The organism is Caballeronia sp. PC1, from assembly GCF_021353155.1.
GTDB lineage: Bacteria > Pseudomonadota > Gammaproteobacteria > Burkholderiales > Burkholderiaceae > Caballeronia > Caballeronia cordobensis.
The window spans coordinates 71,765-98,540 of record NZ_JAJUBH010000001.1 but is presented as its reverse complement, the minus strand read 5'-3'; the positions used below and the strand labels follow the sequence as shown (position 1 = coordinate 98,540).

24 protein-coding genes are annotated in these 26,776 nt (G+C 63.7%); 6 read left to right on the top strand and 18 right to left on the bottom strand.

What is annotated here, in order from left to right; translation table 11 throughout:
• Window positions 1–29 precede the first annotated feature (29 nt).
• Genes LY284_RS00500 through rfbB form a run of 8 tightly spaced genes read right to left on the bottom strand, consistent with a single transcriptional unit; the run spans window position 30 to window position 12,121 of the window.
• The gene (locus tag LY284_RS00500; RefSeq protein ID WP_233384045.1) at window positions 30–2,219 is read right to left on the bottom strand and encodes a glycoside hydrolase family 99-like domain-containing protein; all 2,190 of its coding nucleotides are present in this window, start codon (window positions 2,217–2,219) and stop codon (window positions 30–32) included.
• A gap of 8 nt (window positions 2,220–2,227) precedes the next feature.
• On the bottom strand, window positions 2,228–6,490 hold the full coding sequence (locus LY284_RS00495; protein WP_233384017.1) for a glycoside hydrolase family 99-like domain-containing protein: 4,263 nt from the start codon (window positions 6,488–6,490) through the stop codon (window positions 2,228–2,230).
• On the bottom strand, window positions 6,487–7,839 hold the full coding sequence (locus LY284_RS00490; RefSeq protein WP_233383999.1) for an ABC transporter ATP-binding protein: 1,353 nt from the start codon (window positions 7,837–7,839) through the stop codon (window positions 6,487–6,489). Before LY284_RS00490 ends, LY284_RS00495 begins: the two co-directional genes overlap by 4 nt.
• Window positions 7,840–7,858: 19 nt before the next feature.
• Window positions 7,859–8,680: an ABC transporter permease gene (locus LY284_RS00485; RefSeq protein WP_233383992.1), complete on the bottom strand. Its 822-nt coding sequence runs from the start codon at window positions 8,678–8,680 to the stop codon at window positions 7,859–7,861.
• A 46-nt stretch (window positions 8,681–8,726) separates the two neighbouring features.
• Window positions 8,727–9,623, bottom strand: coding sequence for a dTDP-4-dehydrorhamnose reductase (gene rfbD / locus LY284_RS00480; RefSeq protein WP_233383990.1), 897 nt, complete (start codon window positions 9,621–9,623; stop codon window positions 8,727–8,729).
• On the bottom strand, window positions 9,620–10,171 hold the full coding sequence (gene rfbC / locus LY284_RS00475) for a dTDP-4-dehydrorhamnose 3,5-epimerase (RefSeq protein ID WP_233383982.1): 552 nt from the start codon (window positions 10,169–10,171) through the stop codon (window positions 9,620–9,622). The genes rfbD and rfbC overlap by 4 nt, the downstream gene beginning before the upstream one ends.
• Window positions 10,156–11,049 (bottom strand): glucose-1-phosphate thymidylyltransferase RfbA, encoded by an 894-nt coding sequence (gene rfbA / locus LY284_RS00470; RefSeq protein ID WP_233383979.1) that lies wholly within the window; start codon window positions 11,047–11,049, stop codon window positions 10,156–10,158. The genes rfbC and rfbA overlap by 16 nt, the downstream gene beginning before the upstream one ends.
• 10 nt (window positions 11,050–11,059) lie before the next feature.
• Window positions 11,060–12,121 (bottom strand): dTDP-glucose 4,6-dehydratase, encoded by a 1,062-nt coding sequence (rfbB, locus tag LY284_RS00465; RefSeq protein ID WP_233383977.1) that lies wholly within the window; start codon window positions 12,119–12,121, stop codon window positions 11,060–11,062.
• A gap of 354 nt (window positions 12,122–12,475) precedes the next feature.
• Between rfbB and LY284_RS00460 the strand changes: the two genes are divergently transcribed.
• Window positions 12,476–13,330, top strand: a complete 855-nt coding sequence (locus tag LY284_RS00460; RefSeq protein ID WP_233383957.1) for a symmetrical bis(5'-nucleosyl)-tetraphosphatase — start codon at window positions 12,476–12,478, stop codon at window positions 13,328–13,330.
• Here LY284_RS00460 and LY284_RS00455 read toward each other — a convergent pair.
• The 6 genes from LY284_RS00455 to LY284_RS00430 are packed head-to-tail and all read right to left on the bottom strand — an operon-like array spanning window position 13,299 to window position 17,967.
• Window positions 13,299–14,099, bottom strand: coding sequence for a 1-acyl-sn-glycerol-3-phosphate acyltransferase (locus tag LY284_RS00455; protein WP_053568678.1), 801 nt, complete (start codon window positions 14,097–14,099; stop codon window positions 13,299–13,301). The genes LY284_RS00460 and LY284_RS00455 overlap by 32 nt on opposite strands.
• 2 nt (window positions 14,100–14,101) lie before the next feature.
• Entirely contained in the window at window positions 14,102–15,379 is a 1,278-nt protein-coding gene (locus LY284_RS00450) for a dihydroorotase (protein ID WP_233383955.1), read from the bottom strand.
• A 2-nt stretch (window positions 15,380–15,381) separates the two neighbouring features.
• On the bottom strand, window positions 15,382–16,407 hold the full coding sequence (locus tag LY284_RS00445) for an aspartate carbamoyltransferase catalytic subunit (RefSeq protein ID WP_014192143.1): 1,026 nt from the start codon (window positions 16,405–16,407) through the stop codon (window positions 15,382–15,384).
• A 36-nt stretch (window positions 16,408–16,443) separates the two neighbouring features.
• Window positions 16,444–16,959: a bifunctional pyr operon transcriptional regulator/uracil phosphoribosyltransferase PyrR gene (pyrR, locus tag LY284_RS00440; protein WP_014192144.1), complete on the bottom strand. Its 516-nt coding sequence runs from the start codon at window positions 16,957–16,959 to the stop codon at window positions 16,444–16,446.
• Window positions 16,946–17,392 (bottom strand): Holliday junction resolvase RuvX, encoded by a 447-nt coding sequence (gene ruvX / locus LY284_RS00435; protein ID WP_053568682.1) that lies wholly within the window; start codon window positions 17,390–17,392, stop codon window positions 16,946–16,948. Before ruvX ends, pyrR begins: the two co-directional genes overlap by 14 nt.
• Window positions 17,389–17,967, bottom strand: coding sequence for a YqgE/AlgH family protein (locus LY284_RS00430; RefSeq protein WP_014192146.1), 579 nt, complete (start codon window positions 17,965–17,967; stop codon window positions 17,389–17,391). The genes ruvX and LY284_RS00430 overlap by 4 nt, the downstream gene beginning before the upstream one ends.
• 30 nt (window positions 17,968–17,997) lie before the next feature.
• Here LY284_RS00430 and LY284_RS00425 point away from each other — a divergent pair, with 30 nt between their 5' ends.
• Window positions 17,998–19,494: a deoxyribodipyrimidine photo-lyase gene (locus LY284_RS00425; RefSeq protein ID WP_233383946.1), complete on the top strand. Its 1,497-nt coding sequence runs from the start codon at window positions 17,998–18,000 to the stop codon at window positions 19,492–19,494.
• Here LY284_RS00425 and LY284_RS00420 read toward each other — a convergent pair.
• Window positions 19,491–20,885: a hypothetical protein gene (locus tag LY284_RS00420; RefSeq protein ID WP_233383939.1), complete on the bottom strand. Its 1,395-nt coding sequence runs from the start codon at window positions 20,883–20,885 to the stop codon at window positions 19,491–19,493. The two genes, LY284_RS00425 and LY284_RS00420, sit on opposite strands and share 4 nt — an antisense overlap.
• Window positions 20,886–21,218: 333 nt before the next feature.
• Window positions 21,219–21,389, bottom strand: a complete 171-nt coding sequence (locus tag LY284_RS00415; protein WP_025527884.1) for a rubredoxin — start codon at window positions 21,387–21,389, stop codon at window positions 21,219–21,221.
• A 309-nt stretch (window positions 21,390–21,698) separates the two neighbouring features.
• On the opposite strand from LY284_RS00415, the gene LY284_RS00410 reads away from it, so the two are divergent.
• The 3 genes from LY284_RS00410 to LY284_RS00400 are packed head-to-tail and all read left to right on the top strand — an operon-like array spanning window position 21,699 to window position 23,843.
• Entirely contained in the window at window positions 21,699–22,574 is an 876-nt protein-coding gene (locus LY284_RS00410) for a hydroxymethylpyrimidine/phosphomethylpyrimidine kinase (RefSeq protein ID WP_014192150.1), read from the top strand.
• A gap of 56 nt (window positions 22,575–22,630) precedes the next feature.
• Entirely contained in the window at window positions 22,631–23,410 is a 780-nt protein-coding gene (locus tag LY284_RS00405) for a DUF72 domain-containing protein (protein WP_053568685.1), read from the top strand.
• A gap of 19 nt (window positions 23,411–23,429) precedes the next feature.
• Entirely contained in the window at window positions 23,430–23,843 is a 414-nt protein-coding gene (locus LY284_RS00400; protein ID WP_014192152.1) for a hypothetical protein, read from the top strand.
• A gap of 110 nt (window positions 23,844–23,953) precedes the next feature.
• On the opposite strand, the gene groL is transcribed toward LY284_RS00400, so the two are convergent.
• Entirely contained in the window at window positions 23,954–25,594 is a 1,641-nt protein-coding gene (gene groL, locus LY284_RS00395; protein ID WP_014192153.1) for a chaperonin GroEL, read from the bottom strand.
• Between the two features lie 92 nt (window positions 25,595–25,686).
• Window positions 25,687–25,977, bottom strand: a complete 291-nt coding sequence (locus tag LY284_RS00390) for a co-chaperone GroES (RefSeq protein ID WP_006999126.1) — start codon at window positions 25,975–25,977, stop codon at window positions 25,687–25,689.
• 370 nt (window positions 25,978–26,347) lie between these two features.
• Here LY284_RS00390 and LY284_RS00385 point away from each other — a divergent pair, with 370 nt between their 5' ends.
• Window positions 26,348–26,689, top strand: a complete 342-nt coding sequence (locus LY284_RS00385; protein ID WP_233383937.1) for a DUF4148 domain-containing protein — start codon at window positions 26,348–26,350, stop codon at window positions 26,687–26,689.
• Window positions 26,690–26,776: the final 87 nt, after the last annotated feature.

Here is a 26,776-nt window from a genome sequence, read left to right as displayed (position 1 = left end):
CGGTGCCCGGCCAGCGCGCGGCGGCGAACTCAACCGCGCCGCGCCCAGGCGTATTCCGCGTAGTCGCCGACATCCTGCATCGTGGACCCCTGCTCCATCACGAGATTGGTGTCGACGACGCACATTCCCGCGTTCGCGACGGAGAGCGGCAATGCGCGCTCGACCGCATGGGCGAGCGTGCCATCGAGTTGCCCCGCTTCGGCTTCGAAGTCATCGCGGGAAAGCGGCAGATCCAGCAATGGCTTCAGCGCGGCGACCTTGGCCCAGAACATCGTGCCGGCGGCGAACTCGTACTGCATCGACTCGGCGTCGAAGCCGAGCTGGCGGCCCAGGCGGCCTACGTTCGCCGCGTTGGAGCCCCAGTAGTATCCCGACGACACCATGTGTCCCGTAGGCCCGATCAATCCGAGGGTCTGGCGGTCTTCGAACGCGTACAGGATGCTGTCGATCACCTCGGGCGAGCCGAGCAATTTGTCGTAGAGATCGCGGCGCCAGACGTCGCCATCGACGCGATGCTTCGACTTCTTCGAATGAATCTTGCAAAGATAGCGCCGGCCATCCGACACGACTTCCCGGAACAAGGTCATGAAGGGCAGGATGTCGCGTCCGCGATTCTCGAGCCGACGCACGACGGCGTGGCCGAAATCCCGTTTGATCTGGGCTTCCAGGTCCGCTGGCGCGCTTTGCGCTATCGACACGTACACGCCCGATTCGGGCGGCAGGTTGCGCAGATAGCCCGCAATCTCAGGCCAGAGATCCGGATAGTGCAAATGCACGATCGCGGCCACGTCCTTGCCGTCGGCCTTCCATGTCTTGGGCTTCGGCGGCCCGAACGCTTCCAGCGTGCGGCGCATCGCCTCGAGATGTGCGTAGCCCAGATAGAGGTCCGGCAACAGATGCGAGCCCGACTCCCAGCCGTTCCACGAATTGAGGAACACGAACCGATTATCGAGCGGCAAGCGCGCTGACGCATCGACGCAAAGATTCCAGAGCCAGCCGGCGAAAAGGCGTGGACTGAAATTCGCGAACACCTCCGCCTCGCGACCGCCGTATCCGGTGGTATCCCAGTTCGGGAACGCGCTTCGATAAACCGTCCGCGCGGCCTTGGGCGATTCGACGCTCGCGGCTGCCGCGGCGGCATAGTCGAACACCGCGCCAGTGAAGTCCGGCGCGAGCACGACGCTCGCCTGTGCCGGCGTCTGCGCCGCGCTGTCGGCGGGCGCATATTCAAGCACTGCGTCGAAATAGTCGGCGTCGCGAGCGCAGATGAGCGGCGCGCCGACGAGATGCACATTCGCGACGCCCGCATCGACGAGCGCCGACCGCAGCGCCGCCACCGATTCACGCGATGCCGCCGCGTTGTGTTCGGCGAGGATCACGAGCATCGGCTTGCCATTCACGCGCAGCCAGCGAGGATCGCGCATGGCCTGCGCCAGGCCCGGCGCGAGGCTCGCCGCGCGCGCAGCGGACAGTCTGCCCTGCAGCGCAGTTCCTTCCTCCGCCGGAGCCGAGGCCGACGCGTTTCGCAAGGCGGTGCGCGTCGTCAGACACGCCGCGAAATGCATGTCGATATCGGGCGCGCCCAGGATCGTGCGCAATCCCGCCGGCAGTTCGCTGCCGACGTCCATCAACTGATGAAAACAGAAAGCATGAATGCCGTACTGACGCGCGAGCGCGGCCTCTCGCGCCATCGATTCCGCCGTGGGCGCATCGACGTCGAAAGGCTTCTCCGGAAGATGCGGCTGATAGTGGCCGACGAATCGCGGCGCCTGATGCACGACGCGACTCCAGCCGTCCACCGCAACGAAACCCGGGCCCGTGCCCGGCTCCGGCGCTGGCATATAAAACGCGATGGCCTTGACGAGCGTCTTCGCGGGACGTGACACGGCAATCGCCGATGCGTACTCGGGATGCAGCTTCACCAGCGGCGCGCGATAGCTGGTGTGCAAAAGCCGGCGCAGGTCGCCCGGCATCCGGTTCAGGATCTCGAGCCGCTCATCCGCCCCGGAGACCAGCGCCGAGAAGCTTGCAGCAACTTGCGCGTCCACGGTCGAACGAAGATAGCCCGAGAACATCGAGCGAACGAGCATGCCGCCCGCGTGACGGATGGTCGTTTTCCAGCCGTTGGCGCGCGCATAGGAAACAACGATGCGCATCACACCGCGCACGCCGCCGCGCGGCCCGAGAAAACGCATCGACTTGGTATAGAGAGACTTCATATGCTGACTCAGAACCCGGCCTGTCCCGTAATGCGATTGAGCGCCCGGCGTGTGGCGTCCAGGTAGGCGTGTCCGTATTTCATGTCCGGTTCGAGGTGATTGCCCTCACCCCATTCGTTCCATGCGTTGATGAATACGATCCGTTCGTCGCCGTGGGCGAACGTATCGGTGAATTGCAGCGCCTGGCTCAGCCACGCTTCGTACTCGTCCGGCGAGGCATTCACGAAAATGTGCGAGTTATGCTGCTTGCGCGCCGTGTTGTCCCACGACGGCATCACGCCACGGAACATCGGATACGGCGGCAGGGCTTTCATCAGCGTCTGCTGCGCCGTCAGCGGGTAATCGTAGACCACGCCCTTGAACGCCGGATCGAGGCCCTGCACCGGCTGCGGCGACGGGACACCGCAGCCATGCGGCGGGAACTCGACGGCGGCGTCGAAATCGAAGTCCGACGGCTTCTCGTTGCGCGCCCAACTGTCGAAGGACTGCACATACGCCAGATACAGTTCGCCGAGTCCCGCCTCGCGGGCGATGTCGCGCCAGATCTGCGCCGTGCGTTTCGGATTCGGCAGCAGCGACATGCGATAAACCATGATCAGCGGACGCCCGTTGATGCGGATATAGCGTCGATCCTTGAGCGTCGGCAGCAACGAACGAATGAAGGCAGCGTCGTCTTCGTCCGAGTGTTTCTGCGCCATCAGCACGGCGGACTCGAGACCATCCCAGCGACGCGTCCAGTTCTCGTTGGCCCAGCAGATACAGAACGGGAAGTCCGGCTCGCCCAGCGCGAGAACGTCGTTGAGCGGACGTTCGAGCAGACGGTGGCCGCCGAACCAGTAGTGGTAGTAGCAGAACCCGTGGATGCCGGCCGCGCGCGCGAGGTCGGCCTGCTGCTGACGCACTTCGGGCAGGCGCAGATCGTAATAGCCGAGATCGGCCGGACGATGCGGCTGATAATGACCGGCGAAGTTCGGATGCGCCTTCGCCACGTTGGTCCATTCCGTGAAGCCTTTGCCCCACCATTCGTCGTTTTCCGGAATGGGATGGTATTGCGGCAACAGGAAAGCGATGAGGCGAATATCCGTGAGATCCGCGAGACGGTCGCCCCAACGCGAGACGAACGTACTGCGCGAGCTCTCTGCAATCTCGCTGTCGCGAACCTGGCCCGTGCCGGCTTCCGAGGCGTCCGGCGCGTAGGCGACGAGAGAGCCGGGTTCATACACGACGCGCTTGTTCTGCGCGCCCGCGCGCATGAAGTAGTCGTACAGATCGAGCCCGTCGAGTTCCGCCTTGGTGTCGATGCCCGCGGCGTCGATGAATGCGGCGCGCCGCAGCAGCACAATGGTGCCGGACACGGCCACCACGTCGCGCGCAACGTCGTAAGACGGATTGTTCGATTCCTGCATGAAACCGACGTGGCGCACTTCCCCGTTCGTGCCGATCAGAACGCCGGCTTCGCTGAGACGTCCGTCCGGCAGCGCGACCTTGCCGCCGACCGCGACGATGGATGCGTCCGACTCGATTCGCGTGACGAGAGCGTCGAGCCACTGCCCGAACACCTGCACGTCGCTGCGCAGCACCAGCACGAGCGCGCCGCGCGCGGACGCGACCGCTTCGTTCAGTTGAACCGAGGTGTCGTCACGCGAAGCCATATGCAGGCGCATGCCCGACGACTCCGGCAGCAACGCGGCAAGCTCCGCCTGGGCAGGACCGGCCAGCACTTCCACGTTGAAACGCGTCAACTGCTGCCGCTTTCTGATCGAGGTCAGGCACGCGACCACCTGAGGGCAGTTCCCGACCGCCTTGACGAGCACCGTCACCTGCGGATCGGCATGCACGTCGAAGCGCAAGGTTTCGCATGCGTGCGCGAGCCCCTCCGGATCAATCCTGACGAACGGATAGTCGACCGGCTCCGGCGCCTGCTGCGGCACGACCGGCGCCCCGGCGCTCGCGGCATCGGCAAGCAGCGGCTGCCCCTGCACGTGACGCCGCACGCGCGACTTGACGCCGTCGAGACCTTCCGTCTTCAGAATACGCAGGCCATAGCGCACAAGCGCGGGATAACCGCCGCTCGACGCCGCCAGATTGTCCACACGCCGGAATGCCGCCGGGGTCGCCACGGCCTTACCGCGCGAGAGCGCGGCGCGCGGATCGCGCACGGCCAGAAGCAGCCCGCGCAAGGGCCGCGTCATTTTCCAGGAACGCGAGCCCGTCACCAGACGGTAGCGCGCGCTCAACTCTTCGAATCCCTGCGTGGTGGCGGCGAGCGTATTTTTGAGCGTGCTCACTTCGCGTTCGAGCGCGACCGCATTGTTTTCCGCCGCGGCCAGTTCCGCCTGTGTCTCCCTCAGCACGCGTTCCCGATGCTCCTGCGAAGTCCGCCCGGCTTCCCACGTGCCGCGATTCTCGTCGAGTGCGCGCGTTGCGCTGGCGAGCTGCTGCTCCGTTTCCTGACGCTGCTCGTGCGCTTCCCGCAGGTCAACCTCGCGTTGCTGCAGCAGCACGCGTACCGTGTTGAGTTCGTCGTTCACGCTCAGGAGCCGGCCTCCGGCGTCGACCACCTGCGCCCGGGCCTGAGTTTGCTCCAGCTCGCCGCTGAAAATCGCATGTTGCCACTGTTCGATCGTCACGCGAGCGCCGACGCCCGTCGCGAACGACTGGAACATCGATTCGAATTCGAGGTAGCGGTCGAAGTCGTGCACCGATGCGAGCAGCCCCGCATGCGCGAACACCTGCTCGAAAAACACTTTCTGGTTCAGCCAGCGCGGGTCCGCGGGCGTCGCCCAGCGCGTCACCATGTGGCCCATGCCGGCCAGCGCGCGGAATGCCAGGAAACCGAGTTCGATATCGCCCTCGAACGACCATTCCTGATCGATGATGCTGAAACCGCCGCCCGTTTTCCTGATGATGTTGTAGGGCACGATATCGAGCATCGACCCTGGCAGGGACGTTGACAAGGCACGGTTCTGCACGCCGAAACCGCGCTTGGCCGCCGCTTCGATAACCACGTCGACGAACTCGCGCAGACACGCGCCGACCTGTTCCACGTTCCAGCCCGGCGTCGCGACGATGCGCAGGAACTGCGCCTCGAAACTCTCGCCCTCTTCGAGCCATTCATCGGCGAACGAGAATTTGAACATCGAGCCGCGTTCTGGCGCGAGCGACGGCTCCAGCAGCCGGCGCTTCACCGCTACCCGGCCGTCCGCGCTACGCTCGAAAACAGTCGACTTGCGAAACGGACGGCGGCGCCCCGTGCTGAAGTGAAAGGCAAGCGTGGCCTGATCGAGCAGCGGCGTCGGGCCGTCGACCGTGGCGAGAAACAGAAAAGAGTTGCTGAGATCGTCCAGAAGATCGTTCTTGCCGATGACGCCCCAGGCCCGCTCGATCGAGAAATTCGGAATAACGTGGAGCTGATGATCTCGCTTGACGGACTGCACGGCCAGAATCCACGGCCGAAAGGCGTTTGTCTCATCGAGCCCGCCCGGCAGGACGACCGAAGAAGGCAGCTTGTAATCCGGAAACGGCAGCGCAAGATCGACCGTATTGAAACCCGCAGCGCGGATACGCTTCGACAGTTCATGGCGGCCGAACGTGACAACGCTGTCGTCCGTGTAGAGATCCTGAATGCCGAACATCGGCTTGCCGAGATGGTCTTCGGGCATCCCGGCCAGATACTTGAGCCCCAGTTGATTCTCGATGGCGATTACCAGCGTGCCACCGGGCTTGAGGAAGGAGCGGGCGCGCTCGAGCATGGCCTGAACGGGGTCCGCGCCCTGCCCGTATTTGCGCGCGTATTCGAGCACGCCGATCAGCGTGACGACATCGAATTTTCCGTCGATCTGCAGATCGTCGAAGGTGTCGCAGACGACCGTGGCGTTATCGAGATCGCGCACGCGCGATGCGGCAATGCGCGCGCGCCGTGCGCTGCCTTCGAGCGCCACCACTTCTGCGCCTTCTTCGGCCAGAAAGCGCGTGATCGCGCCGCAACCCGCGCCGATTTCGAGAACGCGCCCGCGCAGCTTGCCGCTGAACGGCCTGAGAAGGTTGGCGCGCTCGTGCGACAGGTGATAACGCGATGGCCAGTCCGTGCAATGCCGGAGCAGTTCCTCGGACATCACTGACAAGTCGCTCGCGCCAGCTATCAAGCCGGCCACACGCTCTTCGGCTTCATCTCCGTCGCTATAGGCGAATGTCTCGTCGGTCGCGCGCGACCAGACGCGCGTATCCGGGTTGAAGCGATAACCAAAAGTGTTGAGATCGTAGTTTGTCATTGAATTTTGTCCAGCCGCATTTCCAGATTCATGTTCGCCAGACCGAAGTACGTCGGGTCCGGACTGACAACGAGATGAATCGCATCGTAGCGGCGATCATGCGGAACGATCTCGCCGGCTTCGCGCGTCGCGATGCCGAGCGACACGAAGAAATCACCCGCGCCGAGATTGCAACGGAAACGCATGGTGGCGAGCGCCTGGTCCCCCGGTTCGCCGACGCTGCGGGCGTCGTCGAGATTCAACAATTCGGAATTGCTTCCGAACAGGGTCACGCCTTCCTTGGTCTTGATCGTGACGCCGAGTATCGGGCGGATCAGACGCTTCTTGAACGTAACCGCGACGGTCAGCGTGACGAGCGCGCCCGGTTCGATCGAGTTCGGATACTCGACGTCATCGCTGACGATCCGGAAGTCGCTGATGCTCGCGGAGCCGTCGCCCCAGCGATATTCGTACTGGTTGTAACCGGGCCGGGTGACGAAGCGGTCGTTGACGAAATCGAGTTCGTGCGCCACGTGCGCCACGCTTTCGTCGGACATCTCGTCTGGCGCAACGTCGGCTTCCGGCGCTTTACCGGCCGCTTCGACCTGCTGCGGCGCGCTTGCTTCCACCGGCTTGCGGCCGAAGAGAAGATCGAGATACCGGTTGACGACATCGCGGGGATTGCCGGCCATCAGCATCTGGCCGCCATCCAGCAAGAGCGCGTGCGAGCAATGCGTGACGATCTGCTCGCTGCTGTGCGACACGAGCAGGATGCTGGTGCCGTTGTTCTTCAACTGCTTGAGGCGGTCGAAGCATTTCGCCTGAAAGCGCGCATCGCCCACGGCGAGCGCCTCGTCAACGATGAGAATTTCCGGGTCGGTCTGCGCCTGCACCGCGAACGCGAGCCGCACCATCATGCCGCTGGAGTACGTCTTGACCGGCTGATCGACGAACTGACCGATGTCGGCGAATTCGACGATGCTGTCGAAACGTTCCTCGATCTCCGCCTGCGACAGCCCGAGCAACGCGCCATTGAGGAACACGTTTTCACGCCCCGTGAATTCGGGGTTGAAGCCGGAGCCCAGTTCGAGCAACGCCGCGATGCGGCCGTTCGCCTGCACGGAACCCGTGCTCGGCGTCAGCGTTCCCGCGATCATCTGCAGCAGCGTCGATTTTCCCGATCCGTTGCGACCGACGATGCCGATCGTCTCTCCGCGCGGCACGTCGAAGCTGACATCGCGCAACGCCCAGAATTGACGATACAACTGGCGGCGGCGGCGATACAACATCTGCAGCAACCGGTCACGCGGTCGTTCATAGATGTTGTAGCACTTGCCGAGATCTCGGATTTCAATAGCGGAATCGTTCATGCGGTTTGTATGAAAGCCGTTACAAGACGTCGGCAAAGCCGGGACGCGTCCGCTCGAACCACCAGAGTCCTGCCCATGCAAAAAAGTATCCGCACAATAGATAGATGGCGAGGCCCGCCCAGTCCGGGGCATTTCCCCAGATCAGCACATTGCGCATCTGCTCGATGATGAACGTCAACGGATTGAGATAAATGATCGGCCGGAACGCTTCAGGCACCGAGGCAATCGGATAGAAAACGGGCGACAGGAACATCAGGAGCGACGTGAAAATGCCGACGACCTGCCCAATGTCGCGCAGGAAAACGCCGAGCGACATCATGAACCACGTGACGCCAGCAATCGCGAAGATGTACGGAATCAAAATGAGCGGAGCGAGCAGCGCGGTCGCCGGAATATGCTGCTGCCACGCGAGGATCGCACCGACGAGAATGATCGATGCGATGAACAGATGAAAGAGCGCGGTTCCGATGGTGATCCACGTCAACGCTTCCAGCGGAAATACCACGCGCTTGACGAAGTTCGAGTTCGAAACGACCAGTCCGGGCGAGCGCGTCAGGCACTCCGCCAGCAGTCCGTGCGTCAGCATGCCGACGAACATGACCACGGCAAACTCGAAATGATCGGTCGAGGTCGGACGCCAGCGCGACTTGAACACGACACCGAAGACGAACGTATATACGCTCAGAAGGAGCAGCGGATTGACGAACGACCAGAAAACGCCGAGAAACGAACCTTTGTAGCGGCCGGCAACTTCGCGTTTCACAAACTGCAGAATCAGGCCGCGTTCCGTCACCAGTGAATGAATCACGGACAAGGGACTGGCGGGATTGATGCGACGCATACGTCCTCTAAGTTGAAAGACTGACGGTTCGGGAGATGCCTGCGAATCACACGGACAGTGCGTCGCGTATCGCCTGAACCATCGAGACTCGCCAATCGGGACGGTGCAACCTGAATCGTGCATCGAACGCCGCGCCGTCAAGACTCGAATTGGCCGGCCGCTTCGCCGGCACCGGATAGGCGTCGGCCGGAATCGCCTCGATACTCGTCGTCTTGATCGTGCCTTCGCTGGTGAGATTGCGCGCCGTCTCGATGATCGACGATGCGAACTCGTGCCAACTGGTTCTGCCGGATGCCGTCAAATTGTAGAGACCGCTCGCGAACGCGCCTTGCGCCCGTTCGCGCATCGCCCCGGCGACGACATGCGCCGTGAGGTCGGCGATCAGGCGTGCCGATGTCGGCGCACCGAACTGATCGGCGACCACTCGCAGCGCTTCGCGCTCCTGGGCAAGCCGCAGCATCGTCAACATGAAGTTCTTGCCGCGCGCGCCGTACACCCAGGTCGTGCGGAAGCACAGATAGTCGCCGCCTTCCGCTGCCAGGGCCTCTTCACCCAGCAGCTTGCTGCGGCCATAGGCATTCAGCGGGCAAGTGGGCGCCGACTCGACATACGGAAGCTCGCTCGTGCCGTCGAACACGTAGTCGGTGGAGTAATGGATCAGCAGGGCATTCGCATTGCGCGCCCAGCGGGCCAGCGCCGAGACCGCTTCGCCATTGATCACATTGGCGAGCGCCTCTTCCTGCTCCGCGCGATCGACTGCGGTGTAAGCCGCGGCATTGACGATGACATCGGGCCGGATTTCATCGAGCGCGGCCTGCAGCGTGTGCGGCTGCGAGAGATCGAGCCGGGCGCGATCGCACGCGATGACCTCGCCGAGCACCGACGCGCTGCGCGCAACTTCCCAGCCGACCTGCCCGTTTGCGCCCGTGACCAGAATCCTCATGCAAACACCTCGGCTTCAACCAACCGCTTGCCCGCCGCATCCTTCGCCGCGAGCAGCGGCTCGAAGTCGATCGGCCATTCGATGCCGATCTCCGGGTCGTTCCACACGATGCTGCGCTCATGCGCCTGGAACCAGTAATCCGTCGTCTTGTAGAGAAACTGCGCCGACTCCGACAGCACGACGAAGCCGTGCGCGAAACCCGGCGGCACCCACAACTGCCGGTGATTCTCCTCCGACAGGTTCACGCCGACCCACTTGCCGAAGTTCGGCGAACTCTTGCGGACATCGACCGCGACATCGAACACTTCGCCTTCCACGACGCGCACGAGCTTGCCCTGCGCATGCTGAATCTGATAATGCAGTCCGCGCAGCACGCCCTTTGCCGAGCGCGAATGATTGTCCTGCACAAACTCGACACCGCTCTCGACGTGCTCTGCGAATTCACGCGCGTTGAAGCTCTCGTAAAAGAAGCCACGCGCATCGCCGAACACTTTCGGCTCGATGATCTTGACTTCGGGCAGCGCCGTTGCCGTTACCTGGATGGCCATGCGACTTGATCCTTGGGAAGATTGAGCAAATATTGACCGTAGGCGTTCTTCGAAAGCGGCTTCGCGAGCGCGAGCAGTTGCTCCTCGCCGATCCAGCGCTTCCGGTACGCGATTTCCTCGGGACACGCCACCACGAGACCCTGGCGCTTCTGCAACGTCGCGATGAAGGTGGCCGCTTCGATCAGCGACTCGTGCGTGCCCGTGTCGAGCCACGCGTAACCACGCCCCATGATCTCGACGTCGAGCTTCTTCTGTTCGAGATAGCGCGAATTGACGTCCGTGATCTCAAGCTCGCCGCGCGGGGAAGGCTTGATGTCCGCGGCGATGTCGCACACCTGGTTGTCGTAGAAATAAAGACCCGTGACCGCATAGTTCGAACGCGGCTTCGCGGGCTTTTCCTCGATCGACAGCGCGCGGAACTGCTGGTCGAATTCGACCACGCCGTAGCGCTCGGGATCGTGCACGTGATAGGCGAAAACCGTCGCGCCGTCGGTGCGCGTGTCCGCGCTCTCGAGTTGCTTGGCAAGGTCGTGCCCGTAGAAAATGTTGTCGCCGAGAATCAGTGCCGACGGTTCATTGCCGACGAACTCGCGCCCGATGATGAACGCCTGCGCGAGCCCGTCCGGCGACGGCTGCACCGCGTACTGAATATTCATGCCCCACTGGCTGCCGTCGCCGAGCATCGACTCGAAACGCGGTGTGTCCTGCGGCGTCGAGATGACGAGCACGTCGCGAATGCCCGCGATCATCAGCGTGGACAGCGGGTAGTAGATCATCGGCTTGTCATAGACAGGCAGCAACTGTTTCGACACCGCATGGGTGATCGGATAAAGCCGCGTGCCGGACCCGCCGGCGAGGATGATGCCTTTGCGCGCCATGTTCAACTCCTCACGCACGCTGCGCGTAGTTCGTCTCGACCCACTTCCGGTATTCGCCGGAAGCCACCTCGTCAGCCCACGCCTGATTGTCCAGATACCACTGAACCGTCTTCGCGAGACCGGTTTCGAAGGTTTCCGCCGGCTTCCAGCCGAGCTCGCGCTCCAGCTTGCCCGCGTCGATCGCATAGCGGCGGTCGTGGCCGGGGCGATCCTTCACGTAGGTGATCTGATCGCGATAGGAACCGCTCGACTTCGGCTTAGCCTTATCGAGCAGGTCGCACAGCGTATGCACGACTTCGAGGTTCTTCTTCTCGTTCCAGCCGCCGACGTTATACGTCTCGCCCAGCGCGCCGCGCGCGAGCACTTCGCGGATCGCGGAGCAGTGGTCGCCCACGTACAGCCAGTCGCGCACGTTCTGGCCATCGCCGTAAACCGGCAAGGGCTTGCCCGCGAGCGCGTTCGCGATCATCAGCGGAATCAGCTTCTCGGGGAACTGGTACGGACCGTAATTGTTCGAACAATTGGTCGTGAGGACCGGCAGGCCGTACGTATGGTGATACGCGCGCACCAGATGATCCGAGCCCGCCTTCGTGGCCGAATACGGGCTGTTGGGCGCATAGGGCGTGGTTTCCGAGAACTGCGGATCGGTGGCGGACAGCGAGCCGAACACTTCGTCCGTCGAGACGTGCAGGAAGCGGAACGCCTGCTTCTCGTCTTCGGGCAGCTTGCACCAGTACATGCGCGTAGCTTCGAGTAGCGTGAACGTGCCGACGACGTTGGTCTGCACGAAATCTGCCGGGCCGTGGATCGAACGATCGACATGGCTCTCGGCTGCGAAATGCAGGATCGCACGCGGCTTGTGCTTGGCCAGCAGCGCATCGATCGCAGCGCGGTCGCAGATGTCCGCGCGCGCGAACACGTGACGGTCGTCGTCCTTGAGCGACTTGAGCGTTCCCAAATTGCCCGCGTACGTCAGCTTGTCGACGTTGAGAACGGGTTCATCCGAAGCGTTGAGCCAATCCAGAACAAAATTGGCGCCGATAAAACCGGCGCCGCCCGTCACGAGAATCATAAAAGCCCTCTTTGCTGACTTCAGCCAGCTTGTAAGCCCGAACGCACGTTCGAGTATAGAAAAACTTGCCTGCCTGGCGCTGTTTTGTGAAAGGTCGGAATGTATGACCGATCCGAACCTGTTTCTCGTCGCCTTTTGGTCAACCGCTAATTATAAGGCCATGCCATGCAAAAACTACACGACTAACAACTTGATACAGCTAGCTATTTATGGTTGCACGAGGCTGCAAAAAGTGTCATCGCACGCCGCCTTCCCATTATTTTGTCTGACCGCAGATATTCATCGCGTGTTTCATAATGCGCGGATATCGCGCACTTGAGCCGGTTCGCGCTCCTTGAAAACCCGTAATCCCTGATGACCGACGCCCTCACCTCCAGTCTCGACCTCTCCACCGCCCCGCTCGTCTTCGGCGATCTTCAGGGCTGCTGCGACCCTTTCGAGCGTCTCCTGAAAAAAGCCGCGCCGGATCCGACAACGCCGCTCTGGTTCGCAGGCGATCTGATCAATCGCGGGCCGAAGTCGCTGCAAACCCTGCGCGAAGTGATCGCGCTCGGCTCGCGCGCCACCGTCGTGCTCGGCAATCACGATCTGAATCTGCTTTCAGTCGCGGCGGGTCTGCGCAAGCCGAAAAAAGGCGACACGCTCGATGACATTCTCGACGCGCCCGACGCCGCCGATCTCATCGAATGGGTTCGGCACAAGCCGGTCGCGCATTTCGAGAACGGCATTCTGATGGTTCACGCGGGCGTGGTGCCGCAATGGGACGCGACGATGACGATGGAACTCGCGAACGAGCTGGAGAAGGCGTTGCGCGCGCCGAACTGGAAAGAGACGCTCGCGTCGCTGTACGGCAACGAGCCGCATCGATGGGAGAATACACTGACCGGCATCGATCGCCTGCGCGTGATCTACAACGCGCTCACGCGCATTCGCTTCTGCACGCGTGAAGGTGCGATGGAATTCGCCAACAACGGCGGCCCCGACGCCGCGCCGCCCGGCTATATGCCGTGGTTCGACGTGCCGGAGCGCCGCACGCGCGATGTGACGATCGTGTTCGGCCATTGGGCCGCGCTCGGCCTGATGATTCGCGACAACGTGCTGTGTCTCGACTCGGGCTGCGTGTGGGGGAACAAGCTATCGGCGGTGCGCATGACCGCCGATCCCGCGCAACGCGTGCTCACGCAGGTGAGCTGCTCGATGAAGAAGTGAGCGGCGCCTCGGCCGTGGTTTCGACGACAGCGGGCGCGCCGCGCATGCGCTGCAACGCCCCGTCCACCGCCGCCTGCGCCTCGCTCGCGAGCAGCCGACGGTCCGCGCCCGGCGCGAGCGGATCGCATACGTACAGATGCGCGGTGAGCGGCGTGGCGCGCAGGAGCGCGCTGAGCGAATCGTTGAGCGTCATGTCGCCGATATACGCGGGCGCGGTCGACTGCCTGCCCTGCGCATCCTCGTACATCAGGCAAATGGGCTGCACCGGGCACGAAGCGGACACCGCCGCCTGAAACATGTTCGCGTGAAACGGCAGCAGCGACCGGCCATCGGTGGTCGTGCCTTCGGGGAACACGCACATCAGTTCACCGGCGTCGAGGCGCGCCGCGAGTTCGTGCATGATGCGCTTCGCATCGCTGCGCTTTTCGCGCTGCACGAACACCGTATCCAGTTGATGCGCGAGCCAGCCGACGACCGGCCACTTGCGAATCTCCGCCTTCGACACGAACGGCGTCGGACGCCATGCGTTGATGACGTAAATATCGATCCACGAAATGTGATTGCCGACGACGAGCGCGCCCGCATCGAGCCGCGCTTCGTCGTTATGGACGACGAGCTTCATACCCGCAAGGCGCAGCATCTCGATCGACCACGCGCGGTTCAGCCGCATGCGCTCCGCCGCCGACGCGCGCGGAAACCGCGTCGCGACGAGCCACATGCCGCGCAGCAAATGGACGAGCAGCCGCAGCTTGCGCCAGGCGAGCCACATGATCAGCGGCTCTCGTAAGCGACGTGTCCGCCGACGATCGTCGCCCGCACGCGCGCCGGCAACTCGTAGCCGAGGAACGGCGTATTGCGGCTCTGGCTCTTGAGCTTCTGCGGATCGACGCGCCAGTCGCTCGCGGCATCGAACACGCAGAGATCGGCGAGCGCGCCCGTCGCGATGCGGCCCGCGGGCAGCTTGAGCACGTCGGCGGGCGCGGACGTGATGCGCGCCAGCGCGTTCACGAGCGGCACGTTCGCTTCACGCGCCCACTTCACCGTCAGCGAAAGCAGCAGTTCGAGGCCGGTTGCGCCCGGCGTCGCTTCGGCGAAGGGCAGGAGCTTTTCGTCGTCGTCGAGCGGCGTGTGATCGGAGCAGATCGCGTCGATGGTGCCATCGGCGAGACCGGCGCGGATCGCGTCGCGGTCGCGTTGCTGACGCAGCGGCGGATCGAGACGGAATTGCGCATCGAAGTATCCGATGTCGATGTCCGTCAGATGCACATGGTTGACGGTCACGTCGCAGGTCACGGCAAGCCCTTCGGCCTTCGCCGTGCGCACGAGCTCGACGCCCGCCGCCGACGACAGATGCGACAGATGCACGCGCGCGCCCGTCACGCGCATCAGTTCGAAGATGGTATGCAGCGCGATGGTTTCCGCCGCGACCGGCACGCCCGACAGTCCGAGCCGCGACGCCACCGCGCCGCTCGCCGCCACGCCGCCCTTCGACATGTACGCGTCCTGCGGGCGCAGCCACACGGCGTAACCGTAGGTCGTCGCGTATTGCAGCGCGCGCTGCAACGTGCGCGTATCGACGATCGGGTTATCGGCCTGCGAGAAGCCCACGCAGCCCGCTTCGGTCAGCTCGACCATCTCGGTGATGGCCTCGCCTTTGAGGCCCATCGTGAGCGCGCCCAGCGGATACACATGCGCCAGATGCAGCTTCTGCGCGCGGAACTTGAGCATTTCGACGAGACCGGGCTCGTCGAGCGTCGGATCGGTGTCGGGCGGGCACACGAGACTCGTCACGCCGCCGGCCATCGCCGCAGCCATTTCGGATTCGAGCGTCGCCTTGTGCTCGAAACCCGGCTCGCGCAGCCGCGCCGACAGATCGACGAAACCCGGCGCGATATGCAGCCCGCTCGCGTCGATCACCTTGGCCGCGTGGAAATCCGCCGGCGCCTCGCCGATCCCGACGATACGTCCCGCTGCGATGAACACGTCCTTGCGTGCTTCGGTGCCCGCGGCCGGATCGATGAGCGTGCCGTTTTGAATTTGAATCTTCATGTTTAGTCGCTATTCCCAGCCACGATGCCCATCACCGCCATGCGCACGGCGATGCCGAAAGTCACCTGATTCAAAATGACCGACTGCGGGCCGTCGGCCACTTGCGAGTCGATTTCGACGCCGCGGTTCATCGGTCCGGGGTGCATCACGATGGCGTCGGGCGCGGCGAGCGCGAGGCGCTCGGGCGTGAGTCCCCAGCTCTTGAAATACTCCTGCGCGGACGGCAGCAGCGCGCCGCTCATGCGCTCGTTCTGCAGGCGCAGCATGATGATCACGTCGACGCCCTTCAGGCCCTCATCGAGGTTGTGATAGACGTGCACGCCCATCTGATCGAGATTGCCCGGCAAGAGCGTGCGCGGACCGATCGCGCGCACTTCGGGCACGCCGAGCGTGGTGAGCGCGTGAATGTCCGAGCGCGCCACCCGCGAATGCAGAATGTCGCCGACGATCGCCACGCGCAACTTCGTGAAGTCGCGCTTGTAATGGCGGATCGTGTACATGTCGAGGAGGCCCTGCGTCGGATGCGCATGACGGCCATCGCCCGCGTTGATCACGTGCACGTGCGGCGCGCAGTGCTCGGCGATCAGATACGGCGCGCCGCTCGACGCGTGACGCACGACGAACATGTCGGCGTGCATCGCGGAGAGATTGTTGATCGTGTCGAGCAGCGATTCGCCCTTGCTCGTCGAGGACGCGTTGATGTTCAGGTTCAGCACGTCCGCCGAGAGGCGCTTCGCCGCGATCTCGAACGTGGTGCGCGTGCGCGTCGAGTTCTCGAAGAAAAGGTTGAACACCGACTTGCCGCGCAAAAGCGGCACCTTTTTCACTTCTCGGTCGGTGACGCTCACGAACTGCTCGGCGGTGTCGAGAATGTGCGTGACGATCGAGCGCGGCAATCCTTCGATGGTGAGCAGATGCTTCAGCTCGCCGTTCTTCGTGAGCTGCGGATTGCCTTTGAGAAAGCCGTACCGGAACTTGTCAGAGGCAGGCGCGCCCGATTCGGCTGCGCCCTGAATAGCAGTGTTCATGATGATCCCGGTGTTTCTGGAAACGCGAAGCGCGCGTCAGTTTGCGCGCGGCTCGGTCGTGAAAGTGAACGTGTTGTCGTCGCGGCGCGCGAGCACGAGATTCGCGCTCGCCGGCACATCGACCGTGCCGCCGGTGAAGCACGCGCAGATCGGCATTTCGCGCCCGCCGCGATCGGCGAGCACCGCGAGATCGATCGACGCCGGACGGCCATAGTCGTACAGCTCGTTGATCGCCGCGCGCACGGTGCGGCCCGTGGACAGCACGTCGTCGATCAGGACGATGCGCCGGCCGTTCACATCGAAAGGCAGGTCGGTCGGGCGCGCCTGGCTGTGCAAGCCTTTTTTCGCGTAGTCGTCGCGATGCAGCGCGACGTTCACCACGCCGAAGCTCGGCGCGTTCAGGTCTTTCGCGAGCCGCTCGGCAAGCCACACGCCGCCGCTATAGATGCCCGCGAGCACGGGGCCATCCGGCGCGGCAAGCGATTGACCGAACGCGGCGCGAATCTGGTCGACGAGCGCGCGGTAGAGCGCCTCGGCGTCAATGGAACTCATGATCGTCGGCAAGTCCGTCGAGATATTGTTGAAGGATGACGCGGGCGGCCTCGGCATCGATCTCGTCGAAGCGGCCGCGCGCGTTGGCGCGCACGCCGCGCTCGCGCAGATCGGCCTTGGCATCGACGGACGAATAGCGCTCGTCCACCCATTGCACCGGCACGTTGAAACGGCCGTTCACCTGATTGCCGAAGCGCTTGGCGAGCGCGCTCATTTCGTGCGGCGTGCCATCGGGATGCATGGGCATGCCAACCACCACAGCGTCGGGCTTCCATTCGTCGAGCAGCTTGCCCACTTCGACGAAGCGATGTTCGCGGTTGAGATTGTGCAACGTGACGAGCGCACGTGCGTTTTTCGTGAGCGTGTTGCCGACGGCGACACCGATGCGTTTCTCGCCGTAATCGAATGCCAGCAGCGTGGCTTCCCGGCTCATGCGTGCCCTGCTTCGCCGGACAACATCGAGCGCGACACGCCGAGCAGCGAGAGCGCGGCTTCGAGACGGTCTTCGGCGGGCACATCGAAAATGATGCGCGGATCGGCTTCCACGGTGAGCCAGCCGTTCTTCGAGATTTCCTCTTCGAGCTGGCCCGCGCCCCAGCCGGCGTGGCCGAGCGTGAGCAGGAAGCGCTCGGGGCCCTTGCCGCTCGCGACCGCTTCGAGCACGTCCTTCGACGTGGTCATGGCGAGGCCGCCGGGCACGCTCATCGACGAGCTATACGGTTCGCCCTCGCCCGCTTCGTGCAGCACGAAGCCGCGCTCGGTCTGCACGGGGCCGCCGAAATACACGGGCAAATGAACGAGCGGCTCGATCTCGAGCTTCAGATCGATGCGGTTGAAAAGCGACTGGAGATCGATGTCGGTCGGCCTGTTGATGACGAGGCCGAGCGCGCCTTTCTCGGTGTGATCGCAAAGATAGACCACCGTTCCCGAAAACGTCGGATCGACCATGGAAGGCATGGCGATCAGGAACTGATTCGTCAAATTGATGCGATCGGAAGTCTTGGACATAATTCAGAATTTTAACAAAGGCGCTACGAGATGGCGGACTTCGATGTGGGTCTGGTCTGGTTTCGGCGGGATCTGCGCGCAGCAGACAATGCTGCACTCTATCATGCGCTTACACGGTGCCGCCGCGTGCTGTGCGCCTTCGTTTTCGATCGCGAGATTCTCGCGCCGCTCGACAAAAACGATCGCCGCGTGCCGTTCATTCATGCGAGCGCCGTCGAGCTGGACCGCACGCTGCGCGAGGCGGGCGGCGGGCTGATCGCACTGCATGGGCATCCGCTTCACGACATTCCTGCGCTTGCGCGCGACTGCGGCGTGAACGCCGTTTTCGCCAACCGCGATTACGAGCCGGCCGCCAAGGCACGCGACGAAGCGGTCGGGCAAAAGCTCGCGAGCCAAGACATCGCGTTCTTCACCTTCAAGGATCAGGCCGTCTTCGATCACGACGATGTGATGACACGCGCCGGCAAGCCGTACACCGTCTTCACGCCGTACAAGCGCAAATGGCTCCAGACGCTCACGCCGGACGCGCTCACGCCGTATGCGTCGGAAGATCGTCTGAACGCGCTGGCGAGGCCGCCCGCGACCGCAAGGCATGCGATTCCGTCGCTGGCCGCGCTTGGCTTTTCGGACGCCCACGCGCCCGCCTTCCCCGCCGGCACGAGCGGCGCATTCGAACTCTTCGACGACTTCCGCGAACGCATGTCCGACTACGGCCGCACGCGCGACTTTCCCGCGCAGAAAGGCCCGAGCTATCTGGGCGTGCACCTGCGGCATGGCACGGTGTCGATCCGCGCGCTCGCCCGCAGCGCGCACGATGCGCAACGCCACGGCGACAAGGGCGCCGAAACGTGGCTGGGCGAGCTGATCTGGCGGGAGTTCTATTTCTCCGTGCTGCATCATTTTACGCACGTCGGCCTGCCCGGCGATCATCGCGCGTTCCGGCCGGAATACGATCGCATCGGCTGGGAGACCGGCGACGCCGCCGATGCGAACTTCGCGGCGTGGTGCGCCGGACAGACCGGTTATCCGATCGTCGATGCGGCGATGCGGCAAATCAATGCGTCAGGCTATATGCACAATCGCCTGCGCATGGTCGTCGCGAGTTTTCTGACGAAGGATCTCGGCATCGACTGGCGGCGCGGCGAAGCGTATTTCGAAGCGCTGCTGAACGACTTCGAGCTTTCGAACAACAACGGCGGCTGGCAATGGGCCGCATCGAGCGGTTGCGACGCGCAACCGTACTTCCGCATTTTCAATCCGGTCACGCAGTCGAAGAAGTTCGACGCCGCGGGCAAGTTCATCCGCCATTACGTGCCGGAGATCGCCGGTTTGTCGGATCGCGACATCCACGCGCCGTGGCTCGCAAAACCCGACGCGCTCAAAGCCGCGAAGATCGCGCTCGGCGCGGATTATCCGCAGCCGCTCGTCGATCACGGCGCAGCAAGAAACCGCACGCTCGCACGCTACGACGTCGTGCGCGGGCCGGGCGCGAGACAAACCGCACCCGACGAACGGGATGATGATTAACGCGTGATGGGCGCAGGCCGCTCGATCATCGACGTCAGCGCGACGATCGATCCGCGGCCTTCGGACGGCGCGATGCCCGCGGCGGCCTGATGCAGCATCGAGCGCAACATTTGCGCGGCGCGTTCGGGCACGGTGGCGTCGAGGCCGCGCGTTGCGCCTTCGGCGCCATCGGCGTGCGTTTCGCCATGATGCGCGACGCGCCGCCACGCGAGGCCGAGCGTGTCCGCGAGGAGCGCAACGTGCCCAAGCCCGAGCGCGCAGGCCGCCGCGCCCAGCCGGTGCGAAGCGTCCGCCGCGGAAAGCGCCGCCGCTTCGTCCACCGTGCCGGTTTCGCTCGCCTGCGTGCCGCGCTCGACAAGCGCGTCGATCGAGGTTTCCGCGCTCTGCAGGAAGTCCTCGTAGGCGGCGGCGTTGACGCGCAGCACGCCGAGATCGCGCGTCGGGGCGTCGCGCGAGGCTTCCTCGCTCGCCCGCGCCGCGCCCTCTTCCCAGGCCGCTTCCGATGCCTGCGTCGCCGCCACGTGCCACGCCACCGTCAGACCGTAGTCGCGCAGCACGTCGACGTGTTCGGCGTCTTCGGGCGCCGCGCCGTACAGCGCGAAATCGCGCCACAGGAGCGCGAGCGTCGCGCGCACGAGCGAGCGCGGCGCGTACGAGAGCGCGTGCGCCTGATCGGCCAGCACGAGGTTGAAGCGCGCGTACAGGCGCTTTGCATCGGCAATATGGTCGAGTTCCGCTCCGTTGCGCTCGGCGCGCTCGCGCAGCGCCCGCACCGTGGAAGACGCGAGCCGCCAGAAATCGTAGGGGTCGGAGCCTCGCAGTTCGTCGAGACAGGCGTCGAGGCGCGCAAAAGAGTCCGCGGAGGCTTCGGCCGGTCCGCGCAGCAGCTTGAGCAGCGTCTCCTCGTAATGCGCCCGCACGTGCGCGAGCCGCGCCGGCGCGAAGCCGCGCAACGTCGCCGGGGCAATCGCACGGCCGGCGAGCGCGAGATCGTCGTACGAAACCGGGGCGACGCGCGTGTGCGCCGCGAGCAGCGCATGCAGCCCGCGATAGTGTTCGAAAAGCGCCGTCGAACAGGCCAACTCGCGCAGATTGTGGCGCTCGACCGCCGCGCGGAACACCGCGAGCGCCTCGGCAATGCGCGCGCGGCTTCCCTCCGATTCCTCGCCGAGCGGCGCGACGAGCGCGAGCGCCTCGGCGAAACGCTGCGCGGGCAGCCAGCCCGCCGAATGCAACGCGGCGATGGCGCGTTTCAGCGCGGCGCCGGTTTCGCCCTGACGCTGGAACGCATGCAGCGCGTCGGTGAGCGCCATTTCGGCAAGTCGCACCGATCCGCCGCGCGGATTGGGCAGGGCTTCGAATGCAACGGGCAGATCGGGACGAGAAGTCATAACAAGCGCTCACAAGCCGGTTCACCGGCGCGGCGGTGGATCGCCGTCGCGCGCGGTTTGGATTGCACGATCGATAAACGGCGACGTGCGGCGAGCGATCCGCGCGCCGCTCACCGCGCCTGCTTCAAGCGTATGCGCTAACGAACCGGTGCGGGAATCGAATGCGCTCCGCCGACGCTTTCGCGCCCTCTTTCGCCGCAACGAACTCGCGTTACGCTGCAAAACCAGAAAACCGCGCGAGCCGCACGCGCCTCGCGCCGCCGCAGCGGAACGCGGCCCGCAAAAAACGCGCGCCGCATGACGCGAGTCATGCGGCGCGGCAGAACGACAAGATCAGATCTGAACCATCTCGAAATCTTCCTTGCGGGCTCCGCATTCGGGACAGGTCCAGTTGATCGGAACGTCCTCCCAGCGCGTGCCCGGCGCGATGCCCTCTTCGGGCAATCCCGCCTCCTCGTCGTAGATCCAGCCGCAGATCAGGCACATCCAGCTTCTGTATTCCATACTTATGCCGCGTCGATTGGTCGGTTGAAATTAGGACATGATGGTACCGTGTTGCCGTGTCGATGCCTAGCAAGCTGCCCGCCCGCAATCGCGCGCGGCGTGACATCGGTCGAAACGGCCGTCATGCGGGTTGCCGTGCCAAGGCTAGCGCGCCGGAAAAAAGTGCGCAAAGAAAACAGCCGGGCGGCATTAGGACGCATAATCAGACATGACCGGGCGGGCATCCGCTCACGCGCTTAGGGCGCGGACGGGTCCGCTTTACGCCGATCGTCCAATCAAGCATCCAATACCATAATGTCCGCTTTTGCCATGACCGGCGATTCCCCACCGATCGTACTCACCTTCGGCCTCTCGGACCCCACGGGCGGCTCGGGCCTGCAAGCCGACCTGCTGACGCTCGCCAGCATGGGCTGCCACGGCGCGACCGTGCTCACCGGCTACGCGGTGCGCGACTCCGCGACCTGCGACGAAGTGACGGGCCTCGACCCGGATGCCGTCGCGACCCAGGCGCGCATGTTGCTAGAGGACATGCCGATCGCCGCCTTCAAGATCGGCGCGGCGACGCGCGCGGAACTCGTGTCCGCCATCGCCGAAGTCGTTTCCGACTACGACGACGTGCCGCTGATCCTCGCGCCGGATTTCACGCTCGACGACGAACACGTTCTGTCCGCCGACGAGCTGCGCGAATCGCTCGCCGATCTGCTCGTGCCGCAAACCACCATGCTGATTGCCGATCACGCCACGCTACTGCAACTCGCGCAGCCGGACAGCGACGCCGAATCGCCCACGCTGGATTCCGCGATTTCGCACATCCTCGCGCAGGGCTGCGAGTACGTGCTCGCGATGGAAACCGGCACGCACCGGCACGTCAACACGCTCTACAGCGAGGAGGGCCAGGTGCGGCAGGACACGTGGGAGCGCAGCGTGCAACGCATCATGGGCCTGACCGATACGCTCGGCTCGGCGGTCGCCGCGCTGCTCGCCAACGGCCAGGAGCCGGCCGAGGCCGCGCGCGAGGCGCAGGAATACGTCTTCCAGGCCGCACGCGCCGCGTTCCGCCCCGGCATGGGCGCGTATCTGCCGGACCGCTTCTTCTGGGCGCGTTCGAACGACGCGGATGAAGACAGCGACGCGTCCTCGCTGCCCGACGATCCGCCCGGACTGCCCGGAGAAGCGCGCCACTGATTTCGCGTCAAAGATTTCCGCGTCGACGAATTCAATAAGGGAGGCCACGCGAGCGCATGCCATATCGACTGCCCCATCTGCACAAGCCCGGCCCGCAAGGCGCGATCCGCATTGGCTGCGCGGGCTGGGGCCTGTCGAGCGCCGTCTCGGCCAGTTTTCCGCACGAAGGCACGCATCTCGAACGCTACTCGCACGTGCTCACGTGCGTCGAGATCAACACCAGCTTCTACAAGCCGCATCGCGAACAGACCTACGCGCACTGGGCGGAGAGCGTGCCCGATTCGTTCCGCTTTTCCGTCAAGCTGCCGAAGGCGATCACGCACGATGCGCGGCTCGCGAACTCCGAAGCCTTGCTCGACGAATTTCTTCACGCGGCCGGGCAACTCGGCGACAAGCTCGGCTGCTGGCTCGTGCAACTGCCGCCGAGCCTGCCCTTCGATCATGAAATCGCCGAGACATTTTTCAAGGCGCTGCGCGAGCGCACGAAGCTGCCGGTGGCGTGCGAGGCGCGCGAACAAAGCTGGTTCACCACGCATGCGGCGGCGCTGCTGAAGGCGCATCACATCGCCTACGTGGACGCCGACCCGATTCCCGACGATTGCGAGATCAAGCATCGCGCGGACACCTCGCTCGTGTACGTTCGGCTGCACGGCTCGCCCGAGCTCTACAAGTCTTCCTACAACTACACCTACCTCGACGATCTCGCCCACACGCTGCACGCGCGCGCGAAGAAGACGGCCGAGGTCTGGTGCGTCTTCGACAACACGGCGGAAGGCAACGCGCAGCCCAATGCGCTGCATCTGATGGAGCGCTTGCGGATTCACCACAAGGTCTGACTCTCTGGAGGATTGCCCGATGCGAAAACCGGCAGAACGTCTTGCACGCCTGATCGGAGCCACGCTGCTCGCCTCACTGCTTGGTTTCAGCGCGCCGGGTCAGGCGCAGAACGCCACACCCGCGGGCGACGGCACCTTCCTGCTGACGATCTTCCTCAAGCACGACGAATCGAAGACGCTGCCGCAGATCAATCAGCAATTGAAGGAACAGGGCTACTTCAAGACGTTCCCGCCGCCGGGCATCGAAGTGGTGTCGTGGTACGTGATGATGGGCATCGGCCAAGTCGTGACGCTGCGCGTGCCCGCAGACCGCCTGCGCGAAGTGAACCGGGCGATCGAAACGACCGCCTGGGGTGGCTATCGCACGGAGTTTTATCCGACGTACGACTACAAGGCCGCGGCGCAGAAGTTGCGCGATGAGATGAACAAATGAACTAGGCGAAAAGAACTAGGCGAAAAAAAACCCGCATCGCTGCGGGTTTTCTTTTGGCATGACGCGAGCCTCTTTCGAGACCCGCGCCGATGTAATCGGCTTTCGCCTGCTTACATGTCCATGCCCATGCCGCCCATGCCGCCGGGCATGCCGCCAGGCATCGGAGCATCTTCCTTCGGCAGTTCGGCAACGGCTGCGTCGGTCGTCAGCAGCAGGCCTGCCACCGATGCCGCGTTTTGCAGCGCGGTGCGCGTGACCTTCGTCGGGTCGACGACGCCGGCTTCAACCAGGTCGCCGTACTCGCCGGTCGCCGCGTTGTAGCCGTAGTTGCCCGAACCCTGAGCAACCGCCGCCACGACCACCGATGCTTCTTCGCCGCCGTTTGTGACGATCTGACGCAGCGGCTCTTCCATTGCGCGCAGCACGATCTTGATGCCAGCGTCCTGGTCCGCATTCGCGCCCTTCACGCCTTCGATCGCCTTGCGAGCGCGGATCAGCGCAACGCCGCCGCCAGCCACGATGCCTTCTTCCACCGCTGCGCGCGTTGCGTGCAGTGCGTCTTCGACACGTGCCTTCTTTTCCTTCATTTCGACTTCGGTCGCAGCGCCGACCTTGATCACCGCAACGCCGCCGGCCAGCTTGGCCACGCGTTCTTGCAGCTTTTCACGGTCGTAATCCGACGTTGCTTCTTCGATCTGCGTGCGCACTTGCTTCACGCGCGCTTCGATGTTCACGGCTTCGCCAGCGCCGTCGATGATCGTCGTGTTTTCCTTGCCCACTTCGATGCGCTTCGCCTGGCCCAGTTCAGCCAGCGTTGCCTTCTCGAGCGTGAGGCCGGTTTCTTCCGCAACCACTTGACCGCCGGTCAGGATCGCGATGTCTTCCAGCATGGCCTTGCGACGGTCGCCGAAGCCCGGAGCCTTAACAGCAACGGTCTTCAGGATGCCGCGGATGTTGTTGACGACCAGCGTCGCCAGCGCTTCGCCTTCGACGTCTTCAGCGATGATCAGCAGCGGACGGCCAGCCTTTGCAACTTGTTCCAGCACCGGCAGCAGATCGCGGATGTTCGAAACCTTCTTGTCGTGCAGCAGCACGAACGGGTTTTCGAGGACGGCGACTTGCTTGTCCGGGTTGTTGATGAAGTACGGCGACAGGTAGCCGCGGTCGAACTGCATGCCTTCCACAACGTCGAGTTCGTCTTGCAGCGACTTGCCGTCTTCGACGGTGATGACGCCTTCCTTGCCGACCTTGTCCATCGCTTCAGCGATGCGATCGCCGATCGACGTGTCGCTGTTCGCCGAGATCGCGCCGACTTGTGCGATTTCCTTGTTGGTCGTGCAGGGCTTGCTGATCTTGCGCAGTTCTTCGATTGCGGCTGCAACAGCCTTGTCGATGCCGCGCTTCAGGTCCATCGGGTTCATGCCCGATGCGACGTACTTCATGCCTTCGCGGACGATCGATTGCGCGAGCACGGTAGCGGTCGTGGTGCCGTCACCTGCGTTGTCGCTGGTCTTGGAAGCGACTTCCTTGACCATCTGCGCGCCCATGTTCTGGAGCTTGTCCTTCAGTTCGATTTCCTTCGCGACCGAAACACCGTCCTTCGTGACCGTCGGGCCGCCGAAAGAGCGCTCGAGCACGACGTTGCGGCCCTTCGGACCCAGCGTGACCTTGACCGCGTTGGCCAGGATGTTCACGCCTTCGACCATCTTGGCGCGTGCGGAATCGCCAAAAGTGACTTCTTTAGCTGCCATATCCAAACTCCTTGAGTCTATTCAGTGTGCAGGCTTCGCTGCGGCGCTTGAGAAAGCGAGATCGCGCGAAGCCGAACGTGCAGGAAGGATGCTTACTTGACCAGAACGGCCATGATGTCTTCTTCGCGCATGACGAGCAGTTCCTGCCCGTCGACCTTGACGGTCTGGCCGGCGTACTTGCCGAACAGCACGCGGTCGCCGACCTTCACGTCGAGCGCGATTTGCGCGCCCTTGTCATCGCGCTTGCCCGGGCCGATGGCCAGGACTTCGCCTTGATCCGGCTTCTCAGCCGCAGCTTCCGGAATCACGATGCCCGATGCGGTCTTGGTTTCCTGGTCCAGACGCTTGACGATAACGCGATCGTGCAAAGGACGAAGGTTCATACACACTCCTCTCTTGATTGAGACTGAAAACGCGGGAAAACCCGTCCTAGGAGAACATTCTCTTCGGACGGCAATCTTGTTAGCACTCTCGTGCAGTGAGTGCCAATTATATGGACCGAGTTTGACAATTTCAAGGAGGGGAGCGAGCGGGGAATCCCGTAGGACAAGGCATCGCGCGCATCGACTTCAATATAAACAATGAAGACCGAGCACCCGATAGACGCGATTAATGCTGATTCGCGAAGGCTGATTTGTTCAGATCAGGGTTTTTACCTAGGACGCTGCGGCTTAGACTGCTTCTCAACGACGAAGCAGTGGAGAGACACCTCACCACCCGCAACGTTCCCTAAATCAGCATTCGGAGGTCATCATGTTCAAGTCACTCGTTCCCGCCCTCGCCATCGCTGCCGTGCTCGCCGTGCCCAGTTTCGCCCAGGCGCGCGAAGACGGTCCCGTCACCCGCGCGCAAGTGCGCGCCGAGCTGGTCCAGCTCGAACGCGCCGGCTATAACCCGACCGGCGACCAGACCAATTACCCCGCCGACATCCAGGCCGCCGAGGCGCGCGTCAATGCGCAGCAAGGCGTCGCTGCATCGTCGTTTGGCGGTGCGGAAGAAGACGCGTCGGCGTCGGGGCATGCGAGCCGTCTGAGCTTTATCGATCGCATCGTGCGTCCGTCGGCGGCGAACCCGGTCGACTTCAGCCGTCCGTAATCCATACGATCGCACTCGAAGCGATGAATCGACGAAGTTAGCGCCTTCCATCACGCTGTAAGCGATAGATTCGACGATGTTTTTAGA

Bases quoted from the DNA above. Each gene is read 5' to 3' on its own strand.
- rfbB (WP_233383977.1), bottom strand. From the start codon at position 12,121: ATGATTCTCGTGACGGGCGGCGCCGGTTTTATCGGCGCCAATTTTGTT.
- LY284_RS00410 (WP_014192150.1), top strand. From the start codon at position 21,699: ATGACCGGCGATTCCCCACCGATCGTACTCACCTTCGGCCTCTCGGAC.
- ruvX (WP_053568682.1), bottom strand. From the start codon at position 17,392: ATGAGCCGGGAAGCCACGCTGCTGGCATTCGATTACGGCGAGAAACGC.
- LY284_RS00430 (WP_014192146.1), bottom strand. From the start codon at position 17,967: ATGTCCAAGACTTCCGATCGCATCAATTTGACGAATCAGTTCCTGATC.
- LY284_RS00485 (WP_233383992.1), bottom strand. From the start codon at position 8,680: ATGCGTCGCATCAATCCCGCCAGTCCCTTGTCCGTGATTCATTCACTG.
- LY284_RS00445 (WP_014192143.1), bottom strand. From the start codon at position 16,407: ATGAACACTGCTATTCAGGGCGCAGCCGAATCGGGCGCGCCTGCCTCT.
- LY284_RS00460 (WP_233383957.1), top strand. From the start codon at position 12,476: ATGACCGACGCCCTCACCTCCAGTCTCGACCTCTCCACCGCCCCGCTC.
- rfbA (WP_233383979.1), bottom strand. From the start codon at position 11,049: ATGGCGCGCAAAGGCATCATCCTCGCCGGCGGGTCCGGCACGCGGCTT.
- LY284_RS00490 (WP_233383999.1), bottom strand. From the start codon at position 7,839: ATGAACGATTCCGCTATTGAAATCCGAGATCTCGGCAAGTGCTACAAC.
- LY284_RS00495 (WP_233384017.1), bottom strand. From the start codon at position 6,490: ATGACAAACTACGATCTCAACACTTTTGGTTATCGCTTCAACCCGGAT.
- LY284_RS00420 (WP_233383939.1), bottom strand. From the start codon at position 20,885: ATGACTTCTCGTCCCGATCTGCCCGTTGCATTCGAAGCCCTGCCCAAT.
- rfbC (WP_233383982.1), bottom strand. From the start codon at position 10,171: ATGGCCATCCAGGTAACGGCAACGGCGCTGCCCGAAGTCAAGATCATC.
- LY284_RS00405 (WP_053568685.1), top strand. From the start codon at position 22,631: ATGCCATATCGACTGCCCCATCTGCACAAGCCCGGCCCGCAAGGCGCG.
- LY284_RS00400 (WP_014192152.1), top strand. From the start codon at position 23,430: ATGCGAAAACCGGCAGAACGTCTTGCACGCCTGATCGGAGCCACGCTG.
- LY284_RS00390 (WP_006999126.1), bottom strand. From the start codon at position 25,977: ATGAACCTTCGTCCTTTGCACGATCGCGTTATCGTCAAGCGTCTGGAC.
- LY284_RS00500 (WP_233384045.1), bottom strand. From the start codon at position 2,219: ATGAAGTCTCTCTATACCAAGTCGATGCGTTTTCTCGGGCCGCGCGGC.
- LY284_RS00450 (WP_233383955.1), bottom strand. From the start codon at position 15,379: ATGAAGATTCAAATTCAAAACGGCACGCTCATCGATCCGGCCGCGGGC.
- rfbD (WP_233383990.1), bottom strand. From the start codon at position 9,623: ATGAGGATTCTGGTCACGGGCGCAAACGGGCAGGTCGGCTGGGAAGTT.
- LY284_RS00425 (WP_233383946.1), top strand. From the start codon at position 17,998: ATGGCGGACTTCGATGTGGGTCTGGTCTGGTTTCGGCGGGATCTGCGC.
- LY284_RS00415 (WP_025527884.1), bottom strand. From the start codon at position 21,389: ATGGAATACAGAAGCTGGATGTGCCTGATCTGCGGCTGGATCTACGAC.
- pyrR (WP_014192144.1), bottom strand. From the start codon at position 16,959: ATGAGTTCCATTGACGCCGAGGCGCTCTACCGCGCGCTCGTCGACCAG.
- groL (WP_014192153.1), bottom strand. From the start codon at position 25,594: ATGGCAGCTAAAGAAGTCACTTTTGGCGATTCCGCACGCGCCAAGATG.
- LY284_RS00455 (WP_053568678.1), bottom strand. From the start codon at position 14,099: ATGTGGCTCGCCTGGCGCAAGCTGCGGCTGCTCGTCCATTTGCTGCGC.
- LY284_RS00385 (WP_233383937.1), top strand. From the start codon at position 26,348: ATGTTCAAGTCACTCGTTCCCGCCCTCGCCATCGCTGCCGTGCTCGCC.